Origin of the sequence: Streptomyces sp. AN091965 (assembly GCF_022698285.1) — a bacterium.
Taxonomy (GTDB): Bacteria; Actinomycetota; Actinomycetes; order Streptomycetales; family Streptomycetaceae; genus Streptomyces.
The window spans coordinates 1,523,304-1,546,238 of the sequence record NZ_JALDMY010000001.1; the positions used below are offsets into that span (position 1 = coordinate 1,523,304).

Here is a 22,935-nt window from a genome sequence, read left to right on the forward strand (position 1 = left end):
CACCCTGGTAGTGGCGCCTCGACACCTCGAGGTCGGCACCGAATGGGTCGCCTCCTTCGCCGTGGCCGGCTACCCCCGCGAGGTCCACCCCGGCTGGCTCCAGCCCCTGCTGACGTACCCAGGGCGGCTGGATGTCTCTTTGCACATCGAGCCGATCGACCCGGCGACCGCCGCCAACCGGCTGAAGCGACAGCTTGCGCGTCTGGAGTCCGGCCGCCGCTACACCCAGGACAGAGGACGGCTGCTCGACCCCTACGTCGAGGCAGCTACGGAAGACGCGTACGACCTCTCCGCCCGCGTGGCCCGCGGCGAAGGCCAGCTATACCGCCTCGGCCTCTACCTCACCGTCCATGCCAGCGGTCAGGACGAGTTGGTGGACGAAGTGGCTGCTGTCCGCTCCCTGGCCGCCAGTCTTCTGCTGGACGCCAAGCCCGCGAGCTACCGCAGCCTCCAGGGCTGGCTCACCTGCCTACCCATGGGACTGGACCTGCTGCGGCTTCGCCGCACGTTCGACACGAGTGCCCTCGCCGCGGCTTTCCCCTTCACCAGCCCGGATCTTCCACCGGCCGACCCCACGTCGGTCGCCGCGCCGAACGGGGTGCTCTACGGGTACAACGTCGGCAGCCAAGGCCTGGTGCACTGGGACCGCTTCGCCTTGGACAACCACAACTCGGTCGTCCTCGGCCGCTCAGGCGCGGGCAAGTCCTACCTGGTCAAGCTGGAACTGCTGCGCTCGCTGTACCGAGGCATCGAGGTTCACGTGATCGACCCCGAGGACGAGTACGCCCGCCTCGCCGGTGCCGTCGGCGGCACCTACGTCCACCTCGGCGCCGAGAACGAACGCCTCAACCCCTTCGACCTGCCCGTCCACACCCGCCCCGACGGCCGCCGCACCGCGCCCAAGGACGCACTCGTCAGGCGCTCGCTGTTCCTGCACACGGCCATCGGCGTCCTGCTCAGCGGACAGCTCGAACCCACGGAGCGGGCGACCCTGGACCGCGCGATCGTGGCCACGTACCAGCAGGCCGGGATCACGGGAGACCCGCGGACCTGGATGCGCCCAGCTCCGCTGCTGCCCGACTTGGCCAACGTGCTCGAACACTCCGCGGACGCTGCCGCGGCTCAACTGGCCGTGCGGCTACATCCCTTCGTCCACGGCACCTTCTCCGGGCTGTTCGCCGGGCCGACGACCAGCCGTCCTGAAGGCCATCTCGTGGTCTTCTCGCTCCGGGACCTGGCCGAAGAACTCAAGCCCATCGGCACCCTGCTCACGCTGGACGCGGTGTGGCGGCGGGTGTCCGACCCCGAGCTGCGCCGACCGCGCCTGGTGGCCGTGGACGAGGCGTGGCTGCTGATGCGGGAACGGGCCGGCGCCGACTTTCTGTTCCGGATGGCCAAGGCCAGCCGCAAGCACTGGGCCGGGCTGACCGTGGCCACCCAGGACACCGCCGACGTTCTCGCCACGGACCTGGGCAAGGCCGTGGTGGCCAACGCCGCGACACAGGTCCTGCTGCGCCAAGCGCCCCAAGCCATCGACGAGATCACCCAGGCCTTTGATCTCTCCGACGGGGAACGGCAGTTCCTCCTGACGGCCGACCAGGGTCAGGGGCTGCTCTGCGCGGGCCCGCAGCGCGTGGCGTTCCAGAGCGTGGCCTCGCCCACGGAGCACTACCTGGTGACCTCGGATCCCGCTGAGCTCGCCGCGTACTCCGAGACCGAGGCGGCGGGCTCCCCCTACCCCGACTTCACCCCGGCGACCGGGACAGCGGCGGCGCCCGGGCTTGAGGTGACTGCCAGCGACCAGATCGTCCTCGACTCCCTCTGAGGCGGAAGCCATGAACCCAGTCATTGGCGTGGCGGTTTCGGTCACGGACGGCTCTCCGCTGCAGGAGTACCTGCGCGACCCTGGCGGAAGCTTGCGAGCCGTTCTCGCGTACTTCTCTGAGAGGCTCATCGCGTCAGGCCCGGTCGCTGCCCCGTCAGCCTTCGCTGTGCTGGGCACACTCATCGCGGCCCGCTGGTGGTGGCGCCGCTGGTATCGACGAAGGCTGGCTGACGGGGCACGCGTCATCGAACTGCTGCCGCCGCCCTCAGCCGACCCGGCCGGAGCGACCGCCTTGTGGTCGCACCTCGTCGGACTGCTCCGGCCGGCCTGGCGCAGGCTGCTCGCCGGACAGCCACACCTGAGCTGGGAGTACGTGCTGCACCGGCAGGAAGTCCGCATCCAGCTCTGGGTCCCGGGAGTGATACCGCCCGGGATGGTGGAGCGCGCGATCGAGGCCGCGTGGCCCGGGGCTCTTACCCGTACCCGTCCGGCCAACGCCCCGGTCCGTCTCACCCCGAGCGGCGAGGCGGCTTGGGGCGAGCTACGGCTCGCCCGCCACGAGGCTCTGCCCTTGCGCACCGACCTCCCGTCCGACCCCCTGCGTGCCTTGCTCGGTACCCCGATCGGCCTGGGCCAGGACGAGAACGCCGTGGTCCAGGTCCTGGCGCGCCCGGTCACCGGAAGCCGAGTGCAGAAGGCCCGCCGGGCGGCCCGACGCCTAGGGACGGGTGGACCGGCCCGGCCGGTCAGCCGCTTGCTGGACGCGGTGACGCCTCGTCTCCTCCCTCGCAGCTCAACGTCCTCGGTGGACCGGCAGACGGCACTCGAAATGTCAGCTGCGAGCCGAGCCATCGTGGCCAAGCAACGAGGCGCCCTGTACGAGAGCCGCCTGCGCTACGCCGTCGTCGCCCCCGTGGCCGACTCGGGCCACACCGAGGTCCGCCACCGCGTCCGCGACCGGCTGCGCGGGCACGCCCATGCGGTCGCGAGCACGTACGCCTCGTACACCGAGCACAATTTCTTCCGCCGGACCCGGCCCCACCGCGCCCTGGCCCATCTCTCCGAACGCCGCCTGGACAAGGGCGATCTTCTTTGCGTGCCGGAACTGGCCGCTCTCGCCCATCTCCCTTGGGACGCCACCGTCCCGGGACTCCAGCGTGCCGGTGCCCGCGCGGTTCCCCCGCCGCCCGGAGTCGCCGCGCCCGGACCGTCGGCCAAGCCCATCGGACGGACCACGGCCGGAGGCATACGACCTGTCGGCCTGTGGATCGCCGACGCCCGTCAGCACCTCCACATCCTCGGGGCCACCGGCTCGGGCAAGTCCGAGCTGATGGCCCACATGGTGCTCGCCGATGCCGAGGCGGGCCGCGGGCAGGTGGTGATCGACCCGAAGGGCGACCTGGTCACGGACGTCCTGATGCGGCTGCCGGAACGGCTGGGAGAGCGGGTCGTGCTCTTCGACGCCAACAGCAGGCACCGCCCACCGGTCATCAACCCGCTGGAGGGCGAGGACGCCGTACGCACCGTGGACAACCTGGTCTCGCTCTTCTCCCGCGTCTACGCCTCGTCCTGGGGCCCTCGTACCGACGACATCCTCCGTGCCGGGCTACTCACCCTTCGCACTCTGTCCGACGCCCCCGCCCTCACCGATCTCCCCACACTGCTGGCGGCCCCAGCCTTCCGGCAGCGCGCCGTGCGTCAGATCCATGATCCCGTCCTACGCGGCTTCTGGTCCTGGTACGACGACCTGTCCGCGGCTGCCCGCGCCCAGGTCACGGCCCCGCTGATGAACAAGCTCCGTGGCCTCCTGCTGCGCCCCTTCGTCCGTGAGGCCCTGGCCGGCGGGACATCGAGTGTCGAGATGGACCAAGTCCTCGACACAGGCGGGATTTGCCTGGTGCGCATCGCCCGGGACCACCTGGGCGCCGAGACCGCCCGCCTGGTCGGCTCGGTCGTCGTCGCCCGCACCTGGCAGGCCACCACGCGCCGGGCGCGCGTTCCCCAGGGCCGTCGGCCCGACGCCTCGCTCTACGTGGACGAGGCCCACCACTTCCTCAATCTCCCGTACGCCCTGGAAGACATGCTTTCGGAAGCCCGTGGTTATCGGCTGTCGATGACACTGGCGCACCAGTATCTGCGTCAGCTCCCCAAGGAACTCGAGGAGGGCATCAGTACCAACGCCCGCACCAAGATCTTCTTCAATGCTTCCCCCGAAGACGCCCGCCACCTCGCGCGCCATACCGAGCCCCGGCTGACCGAGCACGACCTGTCCAACCTGGGTGCGTTCCACGCCGCCGTCCGCCCCGTCGTTCATGGCGCCGAGGCCCCGGCCTTCACCGTGGTCACCGCGAAGCTCCCGCCCGCCGTCCCTGGCCGTGCTCGCCGGATCCGCGCTGCGGCACAGCGCAACGCGCGGCCCACGTCCGCGAGGCCAACCCTCCGCAAGCAACACCCTTCCGGCACAGACCCACGCCGAAACTCATGACCTCATGCCCACGTACTCGACCGCAACGGAGGCAAACCTCGTGACCACCAACCCCATGCCGCAACGCGCCTTGCGCGGCCACCGCCCCAAGCGCCTGAGCAGCCGTACCGCCACCACCGGTGACTACCTCGCCCGACTCGCGCACCGCCTCACCCCACGCGACCGCTGGCTGGCCCGCATGCTGTACGAGCACCGGGTCCTGACCACCGGCCAGATCGCGGACCTCGCCTGGCCGTCGACGCGCGCCGCGAACCTGCGTCTGCTCCAGCTCTACAAGTGGCGCGTGCTGGACCGCTTCCAGCCCTTCATCACCTACGGCTCCGCCCCCATGCACTACGTACTCGACGTCGCCGGCGCTCTCGTCGTCGCGCGTGAAGACGGGCTGGAGACACGCGATCTGAGCTACCGGCACGAGCGGGCGATGGGCATCGCCTACTCCCTGCAACTGGTCCACACCGTCGGCGCCAACGGCTTCTTCACCGCGCTCGTCGCGCGCTCACGCCAGGCCGACGCCCGAGGCCGGCTCACGACCTGGTGGTCCGAAGGGCGCTGCCAGCGGCACTTCGGCGACCTCGTGCGTCCCGACGCGTACGGCCGCTGGCGCGAGCCCAGCGGCGAGTTCGAATGGTTCCTTGAGTACGACTGCGGCACAGAGCGCCCGCCGGACCGCGTCGCCCGCAAGCTGGCCGACTACGCCAAGCTCGCGTCCACCACAGGCATCACGACGCCCATCCTCGTGTGGGCCCCGACCACCCAACGGGAGGCCCGAGTACGCCGAGCCCTCGCCGAAGCAGGCGCCACACTCGACGATCCGCTGCGCGTCCCGGTCGCCACGACCACCGCGACCTTCGTGAGTGATACGGAACGACAGGACCCCTCACAGGCACGTTGGCTGCCCATGGATGCGGGGCCTCGCCCTGGCCAACAGCGGCTCCGCCTTGTCGAGTTGGCTACCGCGTGGCCGCACCTTCCAGCACTCACGGAGGTCCCCGCGAACACCACCTCCACCGGCGAGGCCACGGGTCTGCTGTCGACCGCTCCGCCACCGCGAGCTCCCCAGCCCCGCGGCGCCTCGAGGGGCGGGTGACTCGGCCGTACTGAGGGCCGCCTACGCGGCCGCCACGGCTCTGCTCCTGCTGCTCGTGGCCGCCGCCGCGGGAGCCACCAGCCTGCTCTCCTCATTCACCGGGGACGCAAGCCGGCTCAGTGCCACCGCGCTCTCCGACATACCGGCTGGCTACCTCGGCCTCTACCGCCAAGCCGCGACAACATGTCCCGGCCTGGACTGGTCCGTGCTCGCCGCCATCGGCAAGATCGAAACCGACCACGGCCGCAGTTCGCTGCCCGGCGTCCACAGCGGCGCCAACCCCGCGGGCGCCCGCGGGCCCATGCAGTTCCTCACGCCCACGTTCCGCCAGGTCGTGGCACGGCACCCACCACCGCCGGGCGGTGCGAGGCCGCCCTCTCCGTACAACCCGCACGACGCGATCCACTCGGCCGCGGCCTACCTCTGCGACTCCGGAGCCCGGGGCGGGCGGCACCTCCACCGAGCGGTGTTCACGTACAACCGCGCAAGTTGGTACGTGGCGCAAGTCCTGCAGCAGGCACACACCTACCGGAGCAACAGACCGTCCGGCCCTGCCCCCGGCACGGCAGCTGCGCAGGCGATCGACTACGCCCGGGGCCAGCTAGGCCTCCCCTACATCTGGGGCGGTGACGGCCCGACCGCCGGTGACCCCGGTTTCGACTGTTCAGGCCTCACGAAGGCCGCGTACGCGGCAGCGGGCCTCACCCTGCCCCGCACCGCCGAGCAGCAGTTCGCGAGGGGGCCTCACGTAATCAAGGGACGGCGGCTCGAACCCGGAGACCTGGTGTTCTACGGCTCCATCGGCCGCATCGGGCACGTCGGCCTGTACATCGGCGGCGGCCAGATGATCCACGCCCCCCGGAGGGGCGCACCAATCCAGATCTCGCCGTACCGCTACGGGGGTGACCGCTACGTCGGAGCGACGAGACCCGCCGAATGATTACAGTCGGGAGATCACCAAAACTCGGGCGCCCCGCAGCGCGATGATCGCCGGACTATCCCAATCACGGATGGCGAGCCCGTGCCGGGGCGCACCGGACAGATCATGTCCCTGCCGAGTCGTCCCGTCTGCCCGGTTGGTCCCACTCTCTGTAGGCACAGAAGACGTCCATGATCTCCACGGCGGCCCGGTTCCCGAGATGCGCCATGTACTGCAGGCTGCGGCTCATCTCACTGCGCTCGCGCTGGCCGAAGCGCGTGGGCGCGGCATCCGGCTCCGCTCCGTCGAGCGCCTCCAGACGCTCCAGGAGCTCTCGCACGGTCTCCCGCGCCTTGCTCAGATCGATGTCCACAGCTCGCGCCTCCAGGCTGGGCTGCCTCCCGAACCAAGAAGCACGGGACCGCCATTAGCAGGGTCAGCTGCCTAGGCCGCCGTCGCCCGTACCGCGGCCTGGTCCGGCAGGTACTCACAGACGAGGCTAGCCGCACCGACCGCCCCGCGCAGGGTCGTCACGGCCACTTCCCACCGGAGGTGGTGGACTCCCCCGAGGGGCCGTGCTCAGGCTGCTCCACGCCGATGGTGTTGCCTCCCCACAAACGCGGTGGCGGCCGACCCTGTCCGCGTCACGGGCGGTCCGTTCAGCAACGCGGCTCAGATCACAGACACATCATGGTGATACCGGTGCGGCGAGGGGGCGTCAGTACATCAAATTGGCTCCGGGGTAGGTGCTGGGCTCACCACCCGGCAGCGCCGTAGCAATCTTGAATGTCCGTCCGTCGGCCACTGGCAGCGATTTCGCTCTGCCGTTGACGAGCAGGTTCAGCGTGAGCGAAACCTGGTGCATTGCGCCCGGAGCCGCGCCTTCGATACAGAAGGTGAACTCCAGCGCGTCACCCTTGTTGAGATTCAGTCCGAGGCTCGCGAGCTCATGATTCTCGTCGTCGAAGAGTTTGACCGTTGGGCCTCCGGCCGTGGTCGTGATGTACGCCCGGCGCCGCAGGTATCCGTTACCTCCGAGCTGGGTGATCACACTGGACCGCATCAACAAACCCTCATTACAGCGCGCTTCGGGACGTACCCCAGTGATGATGAGAGAGTGGGCGTTTCCAACGAACAGCACTGTCCGGATGTACCAACTGACAGGTGCTCCACCTTGAGCAAACAACCACTCATCCACAGCATCAATACCGGCATCGATCGATGGCGCACCTGAGAAGTCGACCGGCAAGGACGGGACCGCCCAGTTCGAGTGGGTGACTTCTACCGTATGCAGCTCAGGCTTCCGGAAACGCGGGCTGGAGCTCCACGTTTGCACCAGAGCTCCAGCAGCAACCACCCCCGCGACCAGCCCGCCGATGCCAGCCAGGAGTTCGCTCATGGCTCAAGTCCCTCCTCGCCATACCGAAAAGGCTGGGCAACCCCAGAGTACTCATCTCGCCCAGTCGACGGGGAATCTACGGGTGCCTGCACGACCAGACGCGATACACCGGTTGCAGCGAAGGCACATGGAGGAGCGCGCAACGCCACGACACGTTCCCCAGGGGGGTGCAACCCTTTGTACTAAAGCGAACCGCTGTCCGCCACAACGCCATGAGCCGGGGGCGCTACGGCTGGCGCAGCAACATCAGCCTCCGGTGCGCCCGAGACTTCAGTTCGTCGTCTACGCCTTCCAGTAGGCGCAGCCCCCGGGCGGCCGGCTTGTTGCCCTTCAGGCCTGAGGCGGCGCTGGGACGGATCGGCGCGAAGTGGTCCACATACTCAGTGACGGCGCGCTCTGCCGCGTAGGCGGTCCGCCCTGTCCGCCCGGCTTCGTCCTCGAACAGGCCGTGGAGCCGGTCCCGGCGGGAGTTGAAGGCCCGTCGGGTCTTGGCGGTGGCAGTCTCCTCGAGCGGCCACAGGGCGTCGACCAGCTCGTTGAACTCGTTGATCGCGAGGTCGGTGCGAGCCAGCGCGGTCTCTTCGTCAGCCCACTGGTCGTAGTACCGAATCGAGAGCTGGAGGGTGCGGCGGGCCTCCTGGATCCGGCTGGTCGCACCGCGGGTGTGGCGCACGGTCCAGCGGGTGTAGGCGTCCCGTACGGCTAGGCGCTCCGTGTTCCCGCAGACAGGGCGCCAAGGGGTAGCGACGACCTCGTAGGGCCAGCGGCCATCATGGCTGTTGATCACCACGATGAAAGGAACGATCTTGTCACCGATGCCTTCGACGTCGACGGTCACGTGGCGAGGCAGGCGCATGGCGACGAAGACCCTCTTCCCGCCACGCAAGGCTCCGGCCGATTCCCACATCGCGTTCGAGTCGTTGACCAATTCCTGAAGGAACTCGAAAGCGTGGCGATTCTGAACGACTTCATACGCTTTGCCAACCACGCCCAGGGCGGCACCCGTGTCGGAGCGGACGGTGTGGAACTGCCCCTCATCCACGCGCATTTCACCGTTCCAGTTGTACATCGCCGGGACGGTCTCGACACGGTAGTCGAGACCTCCGAGCTCCAGGACCACGTCGATGTCGCTGGTACCGCCAGGGATGACGTTCCCGACCTGGTGCCAGGCCGGGACAGAGGTGTACAGAGCAGCCTGCCCACGGGAAAGGTCGAGACCGTGTTGGGGAACGCGTCTCTCCGGCGTCCCAGCCCTTCAGGACGCGGTAACGGCCGTCCGGTAGCCGCCGCACCGATCCGGCCACGAGCCGATCCTGAAGCTCCTTCTCCCAATCTCGCGCGGCTTCCAACTGGTGCGCGCGTTCCACAGCGAATGCTTCATTGATATCAATGGACATGCGGATTCCTCCCCTTGGGGTCGAAAGGTCGATGCGGGTCGTTCTCGTTCACCCGTACCTAGGTCAACTGTGGGTACGCGGTCGTCAAAGCCTCGGGGAGACACAGCAGCGAACTGTGCCCGAACAAGACTCCCTAACCGGCGGGTGACTGCGGCGGGATTCGAACCCGCGACCTCAACGGTTTATAAGACCGGCGCTCTGCCAGCTGAGCTACGCAGCCGAAAGGGGCGGGCCGTGCCCCGCTCGACGAGCGGGGCACGGCCCTGAGCAGCCGGACGGTGGGGACAAGGACCCGGCTGCTGGCCTGGGAATCGAAGTGAAGGTCCCGAGAGCTGATACTCGTTCTCACCGAGCCCCCTTTGAGGCCTGACCGAGAACCGGCTCGCAGGCGCGCGGCTCAGGACTCCAGCGCTCGGAGCGCTTCGTAATCCGGCTCGTCGAGTGGGAACGTCCCGACCAGCCTCACAGGAAAGTGACCCTCGTGAGCCGATGTGCGTCGAGAGAACCGACCATCGCGGTGGGGCACAAGTTGATGCCCCCGATAGACCTCCAGCTCACGCGTATCAAAATTCACCAGATAGCCCCACTCAGCGAAGTGCCCGGCGAACCCTGAGGCATCCGCAAGGTACCCAGAGTCCAGAATGGCCGACGGATCTCCCTGTATCTTCCACAACAACTCGTCCCACATCGGCCCGCCTTCACCGTCATGCGGAACATCATCCGTGTACGGTTTCAGATGCTCGATCTCCTTGGCGGTCGGCACGTCGTCATCAGTCACGACCCGCAAGGACCGTGCCGCCTCCTTCGCTGACTTCTTGTTGGCGCGGTAGGCCCATTCCATAACGACGGTTCCGAGGCCGTGAGGCTGGCTGTCGTGTTGGTTGTACGAAATCTTTTCCTTCCCGTCAACCACGAACCCTAGGAACCCACGGGTACTCATGAATCCCTCCACGTTGAGCCCCGGGCCCCTCGGGGAAGAGACGGTGAGAGACCCGAAGGGCCCGGGAGATTGAGATATTCAGCGCACGTCAAGCGCACACCTCGAGCATGGGACATAGATATACGGGACGGAAAAGGTCTCGATTACCGATCTCCTCGAACCCGCGCGCGTCACCGGGTGACCAGAACCCGGTGAGCGGCGCAGTGCAGAACCGATGCGTCGCCCGTCACTACCTCAGGCACGGTTCGCTGGGGTCGAGAGGACTGCCCTCGGTGGCCAAGCACCTCTGCGCTTCTGGCTCGGTCGGTGTGAACGACCCACGTGACAGCCTGCACCGTGCTGGGAAGCTCACCAAGCCTCACCGCGGCCTCCCGATAGCAGCGCGCCAGCAACGCATAGCGGCGGGCGCTCCCCAAGCCCCGGTCGCGCTTGCCGTAAGTCTCGCCCACCGCGACGTCGTGGGCGTGGCGGTCGATCACTACCGCGTCGGGATCGTCCGGATCGAAGATGCAACGGAAGAACTGACCTGTCTTCCGCTCCAGCGGCAGTACGTGTCTCGGGTCCCTCCCGGACATGATGCTTGTGGCCTTCGCCAGGGCGTCCGGAAGGTGTCCGGACGGCACACCGGTCTCGAACGCGCGGCGGGCCAGTCGGAGGGTCTCCGGCCAGGACGTGTTCGCGGACAGTGCGGCGACCACCCCGGCGCCGGCGCGCACGTCTCCGCCGGCGATCAGCGAAGCCATCTCGTGGGCAGTGCGATACCAGCTACGCCCCCGCAGCAGCTGCTCTTCCGTGGCAGACCGCCATACGGTGATGATGTTGCCGATGTACCTCTCGTGCCCCTCCGTTGACGCGTTGACAGCAATCATGACGTGCCTCCCTCCAGACTGGCTGGTTGCAGACGGGACTTGGAGTGCAGGCGCAGGAAATGGCGATGCGGCCGATATCGATTTCCCGACACCGACCGCAAATCGGCTCGACGTGCGGTTGTGACCGCGATAACCCGCGGCAAGGCGGACGATGAATCGCCGAATCAGGCTTTCTCGCCCTGCGCCGGAGACGTCACACCGCTGACGTCGCGCCCGCTCAAGCTCACGAAGACACGCCTCTCCTCCTCGACGGGCATCTCGCCAAGCTGTACACCCTTGTTCGTGGCGATGTACTCCGCCAGCGCTTCCGGACCGCGCGCCGCGACAGCGGCAGGCGCCTCGACTGTCACGGGAAAGCGGGATGTCACCACTTCGGCGACCGACAGCACGATGACCGCCTTGATCATTTCCTCAGTGGTGTCTGTGTCCTGGGTACTCATGGTCTCGTCCGTTTCTCTCGGATGATGCGAATCTGCGGAGCGCTCCGACCTGACGCCTCCGGCATGGCCCCGCACTCCCTCCGGGGGGGGGAAGTGAGGGAGTGCGGGAGTACTCAGCCGTCACAGACGGCTCACCGTGCGGAACACCTCCGCCCGCTGCCGCGGTGACCAGTCACCGACGAGCCGGACAGACGTCTCGGTGACCTTGCTGTCGCCTTCGTACGGGTCCTCGTACCGGCCGCTGAGCCAGCCGTGCTCGGGCACGGCGTCTCCGAGGGGGTACGTCGACGGTTCGATCACCCCGGTTTCGTCGACTTTGTCGACGGCCCAGGCGATCAAGTCGTTCGCCCACAGTTCGGCGTCGCCCTCGTCGAACGTCTCGTGGGTGGTGAGCGGCCGCTCGATGATGCGGCACTCTCCGTCCATCCACGCCCCGCCATCGGCCCCTATATCCGTCCGGTAGCTCACGACAACCCGGGAGACCTCGATTGCGTAACTCATGATCACGCGGCCTCCACCCAGCTGGGATGGTCACCCCAGAACAGCACACGGACGGGCGAGGTGAGGGCGCACAGCAGCCCTTGATGCCCCGTAGTGGTCAGTGAGTACTTGACGTCCGGGATCACGGTCTCGCCGGAACGCAGCACCCACGCGATCGGGGTGCGGTAGCTCAGGACGGTGTACGTGATCTCTTCTCCGTCGGCGCGGTAACGCTCACGCCACTCCGGCGGAAGCCGGGTGCCGAATGGGAGGCAGTACCCTCCAACTGCGCGGAACGCACCGTAGGTGTCAAACGGTTCGTGCCGGGCCAGCGCCTCTCGCACTGCCCATGAGCGCGTGGCAAGCTTCCTCATGGGTCCATTCCTCTCCACGACGGTGACTGTGAGGGCCGCCTGGCGTCAGTCGTCGTTCAGAACGCGACAGCTACGGACGGCGTCCCTTTGGTGACACTTGCGGCCCTCATACAGCGGTCGCCCTCACCAAGCTGGGAGGGCACCATGTCCGATTACTGGTCACGCGACTTACTGGTCACACGACGCCGAACTGAAGGTCGACCAGCGGCCCCTTTCCCGTGCGAGCGGCCCAGCGCTCCATGCCAGTCACTCGGTGCGGATGGAACGGAGCCCATCCGGTCGGCCGGACGCGGAGGAACTCCCTCGCCTCGTGCTCTTCGATCTGCATGATCACCTGTAGCAGAGCGGCGTACAGGTCCTCGTCGGTGCAGTCCCTGATCACCAGCGGGAATTCTGGATGCGCCGTGATCTTGTGCGGGTAACCCGCGCCCGCTTGCTCCCGATTGCTGTTGCGAGCTGGATAGTAAACCCGGACGACAATGGTTCCCTCGTACCGATGCGAGTGATCACGAGCGACGAACTCCCAGCCAGGCTTGTAGATCACATCGTCAACTAGCTTGATCGCGCTTGCAATTTCCATGAATCCCCCTCCAAGGGGTCATGGGTGCCTCGGCATAAGCACCCCCAGTCAGCACAGGTGCTCGACGCGCACTGAAGTGGGGCTCACCCAGAGTTCACTCTGCGGCCGCACGGAAAATTTCACCTCCATGCGCCACGACCCCCTCTCACTTATATACGTCGCCCAAAGCCGACCGGTTACCGATCAGTGGGATTTTTATCCGAGGAACCTTTGAGGGCACTAAAAGAGTGGGAAGCAGGTCAATCACTTCTGCACGGTGCCCACTTTTACACTCTCATCAAGATACGGATCCCAGAGGAGCCCGTTTACCGACCTTGAAGGATATTCTGAACAGATCTCTCGAATTGAGCCGAGCACCCTCATTGAAAAACCATGAGGGGCATGGACCATGTGGACCATGCCCCTCCTACACCCCTTGCTACTGATCCCGCCTTTGAGGCTGAGCACTGCGGTAGATCAGCTCATTTCGCGCAGCATCAAGCGCAGCGGATAACGCACGCCATTCCCTGGCGGCCGCGTCCCGCGCGCGTTGCACTTTGGACGACGAGTTGAGCGGCCCCCCATACAGCCCTTGCGCCGTCTTGCCCATCACACCGGCCCGCCCCAGATCGTCGGCGGCACTCGCGTGCCGGAGCACCTGACCCAGCACGGGATACTCCCCGCCGTCGCCCCATGCGGAGCGGAATATCGCTTCACTGGCGCCCGCCAGGTAGGGCGCCACCGCGAGCGTGGACAGCTTGTCCGCGTGAGGTATCCCACGCGTAACCTGTTTACCCGGTGTGACCTCGGCGTCTCCGGGCTTGACGTCGAGCCGGTATCCATTACGCGCGGCAGCGTCCCTTACCGCCCAATAGTGGAGCGTTGAGCGCGTGACGACGATGGTTTCGCCATCCCTTCGAACGTACTGCCACGCGGAGGGCTCGCGGCTTTCTACCCAGAGGGCCGAGACATCGCATGTGGCAATGATTTTCGCCAGGCGCTTCGCAAACATCAGCACCGCGTCCTGCGTGACGTCGTCACTCACGTCATCCGTACCATACAGCGCGATGCCGTTCCGAAGGACACTCGCACTCCCGTCCATGCGCTTGCGCGAACGCGTGGAGTCGACAGTGCGACAGTACCCGCGCGCAATCCTCTGAAGGTCAGCGAAATCCTCCGATGTCACGCGCTTCATGTCTTCCGCCGTGGCGCCTCCCGCCTGGCGGCCGATTGAATTGAGCACGATCGTCTCCGATCGTCCGTGACGCGCGCCTTATGCGCTACGCCTCGCAATTCAATTCTCCCGCAAAACCCCATTAAAGCAAGAGGCCTTGAGGGATTTTTCGAATTGACTCAGGGCACCCATTCAGTAATACATAAACGGCGATATGGGCCGCCACCTTGCCACGATTGCCAAAGAAGCAGAGATTGGAATTGCCAGATCCAGTAAAGGGCATGAAAGGCGAGACGGAAAAGAGAGCAGGAGTGCTTCCGTCATTCCATCGCTCAACCAGTGAAATTCCCAAAAAGGTTCTGCACCCCCGACTGCAACAACCCCCAACGGGGGCTCAGTTGCAGGCTGCGCTGGAAGAGTTCCAGTGGTCGGTGGCCAGCGACTCAGAGCTTAAGTGAGGTTTCCTCTCTAATGGGAAGCCACATAGGCAGATGGATCGGTGAAGGGAGAGGAACCCCTGATCGCACCCACGAGCCGCTCGGCGCGTGGACCCGCCGGTCGGGCGGGCCCACGCGAAACACCGGTCAGTGCATACCGAGCAAGCGAGCGCCTTCGCGGCCAGCGAGATTCAAGGCCTCATCGAGGACCTGGGGGCGGCGTCCACCAGCGCTGGCAAGGGGGCCACGGCCTCCGGAGCCACCGCCGACCATACGGGCCGCTGCGGTGAGGACCTGGCTCGCCTGGATCCCGGCCTCGTGAAGCTCGTCCGAAAGCGCAGCAGCGAGAAGAGCCTTGCCGCCGTGCTCGCTGCCGAGAACCACGACCGCCGGGCCGTGCCCAAGACTCGCGAGGGTGCCGGCAGCGAGACTGCGGAGTTCAGCCGGGGTGACGCCGGGGACGCGCTGGACGACCAGTTGCCCGCGACCGGTCGGCTGGACCTGGGCAGCAAGCTGCCCTGCCTGCTGTCCCAGTTCGACGGCCCGCACCCGGGTCAGTTGCTGCTGGGCGGCGGCGAGGGCATCCAAGCGCCTGCGCAGGGCGCCTGGCGCGTCGGCAGGGCGGACGCCGAGGAGATGAGCGAGTTCGTCCAACAGCCGCCGCTCGATGTCCAGGTGAGTGAGGGTGCCTTGGCCAGTGAAGGCTTCGACACGGCGGAGGTTCGAGCCGATGGACGACTCCGTCAGCAGACGGAACATGCCGACCTGGGAGCCGTGAGATACGTGGGTGCCGCCGCAGAGCTCGCGGGAAAAGTCGCCGATGTCGACGATCCGAACCCTCTCGGCATACTTCTCTCCGAACAGCGCGATGGCGCCTGCGGCCTCAGCCTCAGCACGGTCGGCGTGCCAGGCCCGCACTTCCGGGTCGTCGAGGACGTGGCTGTTGACGGCGTTTTCAATCTCAGTGAGCTGGTCGGGAGAGAGGGCGGTGAAGTGGGCGAAGTCGAAGCGGAGTCGGTCGGGTTCGACGAGGGAGCCCTGCTGTCGGGCGTGGCCGCCGAGGGTGGCCATGACGACAGCATGCAGGATGTGGGTGGCCGAGTGCGACCGCATCAGCCCGGCCCGCCGCACGGCATCTACAACAGCCTCCCCCACAGCGCCGGTGGTCAGCTCCCCTTTGACGACGCGAGCGGAGTGGACCCGGAAACCTTCCAGGCCGTAGCGAGTGTCGGTGATCTCCAGCAGAGTCCCGTCGGGGAAGCGGAGGGCGCCTGTGTCACCGATCTGTCCGCCGGCCTCGGCATAGAACGGTGACCGGTCCAGCACAAGCTCAACGTCGGCGCCCGCGGCAGCGAACGGGACGACCGTGCCGTTGCTGATGAGTCCCGTGACGGTGGCCTCGGCGGTCAAGCGCTCGTAGCCGAGGAACTCGGTCCTGTGCAGCCTGGCGGCCAGCTCGCGGTAGGTGTCCATCTTGCGCAGGGCCTCGGTGGTTTTGGCCTTGCCGCCGCTCTTCGCCCGCTTCTTCTGCTCCTCCAGCAGCGTTGCGAACCGGTCCTCATCGACTGTCAGCCCGGCCTCGCGAGCCGCCTCGACCGTCAGCTCAAGGGGAAAGCCATAAGTGTCGGCGAGCTCGAACGCAGTCTCCCCGGACAACGCGGCCGACCGGGCCTCGCGAGTGCGGATGGTCGCAGCGTCCAACAGCCGGGTGCCCTGGGTGAGAGTGCGAGTGAAGGACTCCTCCTCGGCGGCGACGACCTGCTCGATCAGGCTGGCCTGCGCGGACAGCTCCGGCCAGACCGCCCCGAGGTTACTGATCACGGAGGCAGAAGTGGCCGGGAGAACCTGCCCGTCGATCCCGAGGAGGCGGGCGTGACGGACCGCGCGGCGCATCAGCCGCCGCAGGACATAGCCCCGGCCGTCCTTCGCGGGCAGTACACCGTCGGCGATGAGGAAAGCGATCGATCGGGCGTGCTCGGTGACGACCTGGAAGGACACCTTTTCCTCGCCCTCCGCGGGGCAGGCCCGTCCGGCGAGGTCCTGGACGGTGTGGAACGTAGGCAGCAGAAGGTCCGTGGTGCAGACGTTCTGGGCACCCTGGAGGATCGCGGCGAGCCGGTCCAGGCCCAGTCCGGTGTCGACTCCCTTACGGCCGAGCTCGCCGAGGACCGGGAAATTGCCCCTCTTGTCGCTCTCGCCGCGCAGGGACTGCATGAAGACCAGGTTCCAGATCTCGACGTAGCGTTCGCCGTCGATGGCGGGGCCGCCTTCCTTGCCGAAGGCGGGACCGCGGTCGTAGTTGACTTCCGAGCAGGGTCCGCAGGGGCCGGGCACGCCCATGGACCAGTAGTTGTCCTCCATGCCGAGCCGCTGGATGCGGCTCGCGGGGACGCCGATGCGGCGCCAGATGTGCTCGGCCTCGTCGTCGTCCTCGAAGACGGTGATCCAGAGCTTGTCCTTCTCCAGCTGGTAGACCTCGGTGAGGAGCTCCCAGGCGAAGGCGATGGCGTCTTCCTTGAAGTAGTCGCCGAAGGAGAAGTTGCCCATCATCTCGAAGAACGTCGCATGCCGGTTGGTCCGGCCGACGTTGTCGATGTCGGAGGTCCGCGCGCACTTCTGGATGCTGGTCGCGCGGGGGAAGACGGGCTCGGTCTCGCCAAGGAAGTAGGGCTTGAACTGGTTCATCCCGGCGTTGGCCAGCAGCAGAGTGGGGTCGTCCGGGATCAGTGGGCTGGATGGTACCCGGTGGTGGCCGCGGGAGGTGAAGAAGTCAGTGAACAGAGAGCGGATCTGCGTCGAGCGCATGACGGCATGGCCTCACGGAGGAGTCGTGGGAGATGGGGGATGAACACGCCGAGCCGGGCCGAGAACTAGGACTGAGAAGGGTTCTCAGTTCTCCAGCTCGACGCAGATAGCTCGCGCCCCCATGGGCCGCACCTTGACTCCAGATCCGTTGATCACATCAGTGCTGCGACGGTCCGTACCCCTCTTCAGGGCAGTCCGTCGCAGCACCGACTGTAGCGAATCCACTGCCAAGATCGCTTAGCGTGCGGGGGTCGACACCTGGTGGCGTCCCTGTGATGCCGCGACCAGGCCGAGCAGGCCGGGGCCGATCTCGGACGGCCTGGACAAGATCACCGGACAGCCGGTCGCCGCGAGTGCGTCCCCTCCGGCGTACCCCCATCCAGCCCCGGCGAAGGCGACTCCGGCCCTGATCGCGGCCGTGCGGTCAGTGAGGGTGTCGCCGACGAACAGGGCATCGTGCGGGGCGGCGGCGAGCCGGTCCAGGGCCAGGAAGATCCCATCCGGGGCAGGCTTGGGCTCCGCGTCCTCCCGGCAGACCGTCGTGTCCAGCAGCTGCAGGGCCGCTGGGGGGAGCAGCCAGGGCAGCCGACTGCGCGTCTGCAGCGTGACGAGACCGGTGGCCGCCCCCACGGCCTTCAGGCCTGCCAGCCCTTCCAGGACACCCGGACAGAGCCGGGTGCCGGCGGCGGTGGCCAGCGCGACGTCCCACCAGATCTCACAGAGTTCGTCCGGCTCGGTGACGCCGAGCGCGGACAGCACCTCGACTCTCGGCGTCGTCACCGCATCGGGCGGCAGGTCCGCGACCGTGATCCTGCGCCCGAGGGCGGCGGTGGCGACACCAGCGAGGGTGGCGAGCATCGCAGGCTTGCTGTCCAGCAACACCCCGTCCAGGTCGAACAACACCGCCCCCGTCACGAGGCGGCCCTCGATGTTCCGGCGAGCAAGTCGGCCTCGGTCAGCAGCGGGCGCAGGGTGATGCCGTGCTCGTCCAGCAACAGCCTGCCGCCCAGTGGCCGCTCAAGGACGCAGAGCGCGTCGCTGACCGGGGCACCGGCGACCCTCAGCATCCGGGCCATGGCCAGCATCTGCTCGCCGGAGCGGACCACGTCATCGACCAGGGCGACCCGCTGTCCCTCAACCGCCGGTCCTTCGACTTGCCTCTTGGAGCCGTATCGCTTGGGCAGCCGCCGCAGGAACGCGGCCGGAAGCCCGGTCACCGCGGACAGGGTGACGACGAGGGGAACCCCACCGAGCTCGATACCGGCAAGTACCTCGACGTCGCTCGGAATGAGGGTGGCCATGGTGGCGGCGATGTCGTGCAGAAGATGCGGGTCGGCGGCCATCTGGTACTCGTCGAAGTACGAGTCCAGCACTCTCCCGTCCGGCAGCTCGAACGGTCCATTGACGCAGGCGGTCTCGGCAAGCCGGACCGCAAGGTGTCCGGTCGCTGTGCCGGTCATGCCTCACCTCCGTCCGTGCCGGTCAGGAACCTGGACAGGACGCTGGCGAAGTCCGTCGCGGTCGGGATCTCGCTGATGAAGTCCAGCGGCCTGGTGGGCGACTCGAACAGCCACATCTCCTGCCGCAGGAACGACAGCAGGTTCAGCGCGGTCGGTCCGGTGATCCATACGGGGATCGGCCGGATGTTGCCTCCGTAGTAGAGGGCGGCGGCCAACTCGTGCAGGGTGCCGACTCCACCGCCCATCGCGACAACTACGTCCGCGTGCTCGAAGTAGTGATCGAGCCGGGCGCCGAGCGTCTTGAGGTAGGTCGCCTCGGTCACGTGCTTGTTGAACTCGCCCCACTCCGCTCGTTTGCCCGCCAGTGTCAGGGCGGCGATGATACCGCCCTTGGCGGCGGCGCCGCGCGCCACGTCCTCCATCAGGCCGTTGTAGCCCCCGTGCAGGAGAGAGAGCCCGGCCGCCGCCAGCAGTCCACCGACCTGCTCAGCCATACGCTCTTCCGCCTCGGACGGAGGGACGACGCCGCCGAGGAACACCGCGATCCCGTTCTTGCCTCTCGTGGTCATGGCAGCTCCAGGTAGGTGCGGTAAGCGGTGACGGCGTCCGCGAGACCGTCCAGCGCGTTTGGGCAGGCCCGTTCGGTCAGCGCCAGCACCCGGTCCAGGGCCGCTTCGACGTCAGCCGTCGTGGGGACAGCCGTGGAGGTGATCGCCGCGTCCAGGTCGGCCAGGCAGGCGCGGCCGATCGGGGTGAGAGCGAGCTCCTCGCGTAGCTGATACCAGCCCCAGAACCCCGAGCTGGGGACGAGGGCGGTCTTGATCAGGTCCTTCGTGGCAGTGTGCAGCAGGTGCCACTCGGCGTAGGCGATGAAACGCTGTCCACGCTGGATCCGCTTGTGCAGGAGCACCGCCAGCACCAGGTGTTCGATCAGCAGTTCGCTGCACGTCCGAGGGCGCCGGATGTGCTCGGCGATACAGGCCCGTGCCGCATCTGCCTGAGAGGCGGTGAGGGTACCCAACGGCCTCTCCAGCAGCACCTTCCCGGCGACCTTTCGGCGAATCTGAGGGATCTGGGACGCGGGAGCCAGGTAGAGATCGACCTGCTGCATCTTGCCCTCGTGCTGGACGAGGTAGACGAACCCGATGCCGCCCAGGTCCGCGACGATGCTGTCGCGCCAGCCGGGCAACAAAGCGCCAGCCGCGACCGCCATGAGGTCGTCCAGGGATGCGGCGAACGCGGGCAGCGCGCCGTCGTGGACGCCCACGAGGAAGTCCACGTCCGAGAGCCGGTCGGCGGTGCCTGAGGCGAGCGACCCGCGGACGATCAGGTGCTGCACTTTCGGGGAGGTGGCGAGGAGTTCGGCGATACGGGTCAGCAGCGGCAGCTGCCGGGGCCGGTTCACCGCGGCGAGGGCCGCCAGTTGCAGTTCAGCGGGCGCCGGCGGCATGGGCAGAGCGGTGGGCATGAGCAGTCCCTTCCAGGCTGGGGGGCGCAGGACAGAGGGAACGGGTTCAGCGCGCAGTGCGAGCCAGGAGTTTGTCTTTCGCGGCCTTCCACCGGGTGGCGGCCTCGGCGTCGCCGAGCGCGGTGTGCAGGTCGGCAATCAGGTCGTAGCCGGTGCCCTCCGGCATGGCCACGGCGTAGAACAGCCGCAGCAGCAGTTGTTCGGCCGCGTCCACGTAGCCGAGGTCCGCGAGACAGCGGGCTGCGGCGAGCCTCTCCGCCAGCTCGGCCCGGGAGGCCGGTGGCAGCGGCTCAACCGAGGCTGGATGCGTCTGTGAGCGATGCGCCAGATGCTGATAGGCGTCGTCGGCGTAGACGTCTGCGATCAGGTGGATGCGGTCCGGGCCGAGCAGGTTGCAGACCCCGTGCGGGAACGTCGGGGTGAGCCGCCAGATCCGTCCTCCGGCCATGTGGATCTTGGTGCCACCGGTGACCAGGAACGCGGAGGAATTGGTGTGCAGCGGGATGTGCAGGCGGTGCCGTTCGACTTGGTCGAGCTCGTCGTAGTCGCGGTGTTCCCAGAGGAACGCGTTCGCCTCAAGGCGCGCGAGCCGCACCCACATGTACGAGAGGCCGAGGTCGGCCAGCAAAGCGGCTGCGGTGGGCATCTGGGCCAGCAGGTCGGTGGGGCGGGCGGTGCAGTCGCCGATCGTCACATCAGCGGCGTCGCCCGTGGCGTTCATCAGCGACGTGGTCCACCAGCCGCCGGACTGGTACTCACCGTAGGCGCTCTTCCAGGGAGCAGGTGCGGTCAGGGCCTCGTGTCGCAGCCGCTCGACCAACGAGGCGTCGAGCCGGTGCAGTTGGGCGACCTGCCCGGACAAGGAGTGCAGAGGCCGGACTTCGTCGTCATCCATGACGTCCCTCTCGGACTCACGCCCCAGAGCAGCCAGGACGGGCTGGGGCGGTAGTGGACGGGGCAGAGGCGCGACGCGTCCGGCCGGATGCCCGGGTTCGCCGTCGGAGGAGCCAACCGATGTCGACGAGGGTTCGTCGGCCGGACGTGTCGCCGTCACCAGAGTGGGCCGACGCCGTTCTCGCTGGTAGTGAGAGGTCCCCGCCCTCTATGGGCGGTCGCGCCGCCCATAGAGGGCGGGCAGGCCTCCCTATCGCAGGGTTTGACGTTCTGGCGGTATAGGCAAACAATCTTCAGTCAGCGTCGGCGGTGCGCCTCGGCGCCGTCCGCACGCCGTTGGGAGGCATCCCATGAGAGTGGCGACAGCCCGGCGTCCAGAGCCGGTCCACGATGTCTCCTGCGGACGGGCCCTGCGTGAACGCGCGCTGGGCGGAGCCGGAGCTCACGGTCCCGTCCCGCCCCTCTTGGTCACTCAGATCGCAGCTGAGATCCGCGCCCACTGCGGTCACCACCCGCTCAAGTGCCACCGCCTGGCCGCGGGCTGGACCGTCGCCCAGGCTGTGGCCGCCGCCCATCAGCTCGTCCGCGACGCAGGCCTGCCGGAGGTAGGTCTTTCCGACCGCTCGTGGAAGGACTGGGAAGCCGACCGCCCGCCCAGCCCTGACTATCAGGACCTGCTGTGCCGTCTGTTCAGCACTCACCCTGTCTCACTGGGCTTCGCGCGCGACTACTCGCCGCCGGGTTCTGATCCACTTTGGAGCGAAAGCAGCGCGGGTGCGACACTCCCGGCAGGGCAGGCAGGTGCTGGCGGAGTCGGCCCGAACGTCGGGGTGGAGGTGACGGCAACGAAGCGTCGCGACGCGGTCAAGCTCACCGGGCTGGCCCTCACGGCCCCGGCCACCGCAGCTCAGATCCTGGAGACTGCAGCGGCCGAGGCCATGGAGTTCACCCGGCAGGCCGAGGCGACTTCGCTCGGCTCCGGCACCCTGGACCACCTCGACCTCGCGGTCACCGAGTTCAACCGCGCGTACTCCCTCAAGCCCCCGGATAAGGTATTCAAGGCCGTGCTGGACTACCGGCGCAAGGTCGACCGGTTCCTCAAGGACGACCACACCCACCGCCAGGAACGCGATCTGCGGGCGTTCGCCGGGTGGCTCTCCGAACTCCTGGCGTGGCTCGCCCACGACCTCGGAAACGCAGGCACCGGCCTCGCGTTCGCCACCGACGCGTTCGTCCAGGGCCAGCAGGCCGGACATGGTCAGCTGTGCGCGTGGGCGATGGACGCCGCCGCGTCGATCAATCTCTATGAACAACGTCCCGTCAAAGCCCGCGAAGCGGCCCTCCAAGGCCTCAGTGAAGCGCCCGCCCGGCATCCGCTGACCGTGCGCCTCCACGCCCAGGCTGCCCGCGCTGCCGCAGCCGACGGCGACGCCGAAGGCTTCACCGCAGCCTTCCACGCCGCCGAGGAGGCATATCGGACCTTGCCGCCCCGCCCGTCCCGCCGCTTCGGATTGAACACCGCCCCACTCGCCGACTACGCCCTCACCTCCTACCCGGCGACCTCGTTCATCTGGCTGGGCCAGGCCGAACAAGCCCGCACCCACGCCGAACGCGCCCTGCGGGCCTACGAGTCGGCGCCCGAAGCCTCCCGGTCTCCCAGCCGCGAAGCGATCGCCCGCATCGACCTGGCCCTTGCACATGCCCAGCTCGGCGCCCCCGACGACGCCGTCGCCCTCGGGCACCAGGCCATGGACTCGGCCCGGGTCGTCGACTCCGTCCGCAGCCGAGCCGGAGACCTCACCGCTCTTCTGGCTCGCCGCTATCCCCGCCAGGCCGCGGTCCAGGGCCTGCGCGAACGGCTGACAGCCCTGGACGCGGCTGCCCGCCCCGCCCTACCCACAGCAACAACTGGAGCGTGAAGGA

At 67.6% G+C, this 22,935-nt stretch carries 21 protein-coding genes and 1 tRNA gene; 5 read left to right on the forward strand and 17 right to left on the reverse strand.

Features of this window, described 5'->3' with window-relative positions; genetic code table 11:
• Positions 1–10 precede the first annotated feature (10 nt).
• From MQV74_RS05810 to MQV74_RS05825, 4 genes are all read left to right on the forward strand, one after another.
• Positions 11–1,825 carry a VirB4 family type IV secretion system protein gene (locus MQV74_RS05810; protein WP_242714945.1) on the forward strand — a complete coding sequence of 605 codons (1,815 nt, stop codon included), beginning with the start codon at positions 11–13 and terminating at the stop codon, positions 1,823–1,825.
• Between the two features lie 166 nt (positions 1,826–1,991).
• On the forward strand, positions 1,992–4,310 hold the full coding sequence (locus MQV74_RS05815; RefSeq protein ID WP_242714946.1) for a type IV secretion system DNA-binding domain-containing protein: 2,319 nt from the start codon (positions 1,992–1,994) through the stop codon (positions 4,308–4,310).
• A 40-nt stretch (positions 4,311–4,350) separates the two neighbouring features.
• On the forward strand, positions 4,351–5,397 hold the full coding sequence (locus MQV74_RS05820) for a replication-relaxation family protein (RefSeq protein WP_242714947.1): 1,047 nt from the start codon (positions 4,351–4,353) through the stop codon (positions 5,395–5,397).
• Positions 5,398–5,452: 55 nt separating this feature from the next.
• Positions 5,453–6,337 (forward strand): C40 family peptidase, encoded by an 885-nt coding sequence (locus tag MQV74_RS05825; RefSeq protein ID WP_242714948.1) that lies wholly within the window; start codon positions 5,453–5,455, stop codon positions 6,335–6,337.
• Positions 6,338–6,440: 103 nt separating this feature from the next.
• Here the strand turns inward: MQV74_RS05825 and MQV74_RS05830 are convergent, their stop codons facing one another.
• The 17 genes from MQV74_RS05830 to MQV74_RS05910 all read right to left on the reverse strand — a co-directional run bounded on the left by MQV74_RS05830 (position 6,441) and on the right by MQV74_RS05910 (position 21,013).
• Positions 6,441–6,689 (reverse strand): hypothetical protein, encoded by a 249-nt coding sequence (locus MQV74_RS05830; RefSeq protein ID WP_242714949.1) that lies wholly within the window; start codon positions 6,687–6,689, stop codon positions 6,441–6,443.
• Positions 6,690–7,034: 345 nt separating this feature from the next.
• Entirely contained in the window at positions 7,035–7,715 is a 681-nt protein-coding gene (locus tag MQV74_RS05835; protein WP_242714950.1) for a hypothetical protein, read from the reverse strand.
• 226 nt (positions 7,716–7,941) lie between these two features.
• Positions 7,942–8,904, reverse strand: a complete 963-nt coding sequence (locus MQV74_RS05840) for a DUF932 domain-containing protein (protein ID WP_278194495.1) — start codon at positions 8,902–8,904, stop codon at positions 7,942–7,944.
• A gap of 353 nt (positions 8,905–9,257) precedes the next feature.
• A tRNA-Ile gene (locus tag MQV74_RS05845) sits at positions 9,258–9,332 on the reverse strand.
• A 177-nt stretch (positions 9,333–9,509) separates the two neighbouring features.
• Entirely contained in the window at positions 9,510–10,052 is a 543-nt protein-coding gene (locus MQV74_RS05850; protein ID WP_242714951.1) for a hypothetical protein, read from the reverse strand.
• Positions 10,053–10,222: 170 nt separating this feature from the next.
• The gene (locus tag MQV74_RS05855) at positions 10,223–10,921 is read right to left on the reverse strand and encodes a DUF7178 family protein (protein ID WP_242714952.1); all 699 of its coding nucleotides are present in this window, start codon (positions 10,919–10,921) and stop codon (positions 10,223–10,225) included.
• 164 nt (positions 10,922–11,085) lie between these two features.
• Positions 11,086–11,361, reverse strand: a complete 276-nt coding sequence (locus tag MQV74_RS05860) for a hypothetical protein (RefSeq protein WP_242714953.1) — start codon at positions 11,359–11,361, stop codon at positions 11,086–11,088.
• 120 nt (positions 11,362–11,481) lie between these two features.
• Entirely contained in the window at positions 11,482–11,862 is a 381-nt protein-coding gene (locus tag MQV74_RS05865) for a hypothetical protein (RefSeq protein ID WP_242714954.1), read from the reverse strand.
• 2 nt (positions 11,863–11,864) lie between these two features.
• Positions 11,865–12,215, reverse strand: coding sequence for a hypothetical protein (locus tag MQV74_RS05870; RefSeq protein ID WP_242714955.1), 351 nt, complete (start codon positions 12,213–12,215; stop codon positions 11,865–11,867).
• Positions 12,216–12,390: 175 nt separating this feature from the next.
• Complete coding sequence (locus tag MQV74_RS05875) at positions 12,391–12,795, reverse strand: hypothetical protein (protein ID WP_242714956.1); 405 nt, start codon at positions 12,793–12,795, stop codon at positions 12,391–12,393.
• A gap of 418 nt (positions 12,796–13,213) precedes the next feature.
• Positions 13,214–14,017 (reverse strand): hypothetical protein, encoded by an 804-nt coding sequence (locus tag MQV74_RS05880; protein ID WP_242714957.1) that lies wholly within the window; start codon positions 14,015–14,017, stop codon positions 13,214–13,216.
• Positions 14,018–14,532: 515 nt separating this feature from the next.
• On the reverse strand, positions 14,533–17,190 hold the full coding sequence (alaS, locus tag MQV74_RS05885) for an alanine--tRNA ligase (RefSeq protein WP_242714958.1): 2,658 nt from the start codon (positions 17,188–17,190) through the stop codon (positions 14,533–14,535).
• A 237-nt stretch (positions 17,191–17,427) separates the two neighbouring features.
• Positions 17,428–18,105 (reverse strand): HAD family hydrolase, encoded by a 678-nt coding sequence (locus MQV74_RS05890; RefSeq protein WP_242714959.1) that lies wholly within the window; start codon positions 18,103–18,105, stop codon positions 17,428–17,430.
• A complete protein-coding gene (locus MQV74_RS05895; protein WP_242714960.1) occupies positions 18,102–18,650 on the reverse strand; it encodes an orotate phosphoribosyltransferase in 549 nt (182 codons plus the stop codon). Before MQV74_RS05895 ends, MQV74_RS05890 begins: the two co-directional genes overlap by 4 nt.
• Entirely contained in the window at positions 18,647–19,219 is a 573-nt protein-coding gene (locus tag MQV74_RS05900) for an LOG family protein (RefSeq protein WP_242714961.1), read from the reverse strand. Before MQV74_RS05900 ends, MQV74_RS05895 begins: the two co-directional genes overlap by 4 nt.
• Positions 19,216–20,118, reverse strand: coding sequence for a nucleotidyltransferase domain-containing protein (locus MQV74_RS05905; protein WP_242714962.1), 903 nt, complete (start codon positions 20,116–20,118; stop codon positions 19,216–19,218). Before MQV74_RS05905 ends, MQV74_RS05900 begins: the two co-directional genes overlap by 4 nt.
• Positions 20,119–20,164: 46 nt before the next feature.
• The gene (locus MQV74_RS05910) at positions 20,165–21,013 is read right to left on the reverse strand and encodes an aspartyl/asparaginyl beta-hydroxylase domain-containing protein (protein WP_242714963.1); all 849 of its coding nucleotides are present in this window, start codon (positions 21,011–21,013) and stop codon (positions 20,165–20,167) included.
• 463 nt (positions 21,014–21,476) lie between these two features.
• Between MQV74_RS05910 and MQV74_RS05915 the strand changes: the two genes are divergently transcribed.
• Positions 21,477–22,931, forward strand: coding sequence for a tetratricopeptide repeat protein (locus tag MQV74_RS05915; protein WP_242714964.1), 1,455 nt, complete (start codon positions 21,477–21,479; stop codon positions 22,929–22,931).
• Positions 22,932–22,935 lie beyond the last annotated feature (4 nt).

What these genes read in the sequence shown, in the direction of transcription:
- MQV74_RS05835 (WP_242714950.1), bottom strand. Translation starts at nt 7,715, where the DNA reads ATGAGCGAACTCCTGGCTGGCATCGGCGGGCTGGTCGCGGGGGTGGTT.
- MQV74_RS05910 (WP_242714963.1), bottom strand. Translation starts at nt 21,013, where the DNA reads ATGGATGACGACGAAGTCCGGCCTCTGCACTCCTTGTCCGGGCAGGTC.
- MQV74_RS05900 (WP_242714961.1), bottom strand. Translation starts at nt 19,219, where the DNA reads ATGACCACGAGAGGCAAGAACGGGATCGCGGTGTTCCTCGGCGGCGTC.
- MQV74_RS05875 (WP_242714956.1), bottom strand. Translation starts at nt 12,795, where the DNA reads ATGGAAATTGCAAGCGCGATCAAGCTAGTTGACGATGTGATCTACAAG.
- MQV74_RS05850 (WP_242714951.1), bottom strand. Translation starts at nt 10,052, where the DNA reads ATGAGTACCCGTGGGTTCCTAGGGTTCGTGGTTGACGGGAAGGAAAAG.
- alaS (WP_242714958.1), bottom strand. Translation starts at nt 17,190, where the DNA reads ATGCGCTCGACGCAGATCCGCTCTCTGTTCACTGACTTCTTCACCTCC.
- MQV74_RS05860 (WP_242714953.1), bottom strand. Translation starts at nt 11,361, where the DNA reads ATGAGTACCCAGGACACAGACACCACTGAGGAAATGATCAAGGCGGTC.
- MQV74_RS05870 (WP_242714955.1), bottom strand. Translation starts at nt 12,215, where the DNA reads ATGAGGAAGCTTGCCACGCGCTCATGGGCAGTGCGAGAGGCGCTGGCC.
- MQV74_RS05865 (WP_242714954.1), bottom strand. Translation starts at nt 11,862, where the DNA reads ATGAGTTACGCAATCGAGGTCTCCCGGGTTGTCGTGAGCTACCGGACG.
- MQV74_RS05855 (WP_242714952.1), bottom strand. Translation starts at nt 10,921, where the DNA reads ATGATTGCTGTCAACGCGTCAACGGAGGGGCACGAGAGGTACATCGGC.
- MQV74_RS05895 (WP_242714960.1), bottom strand. Translation starts at nt 18,650, where the DNA reads ATGACCGGCACAGCGACCGGACACCTTGCGGTCCGGCTTGCCGAGACC.
- MQV74_RS05905 (WP_242714962.1), bottom strand. Translation starts at nt 20,118, where the DNA reads ATGCCCACCGCTCTGCCCATGCCGCCGGCGCCCGCTGAACTGCAACTG.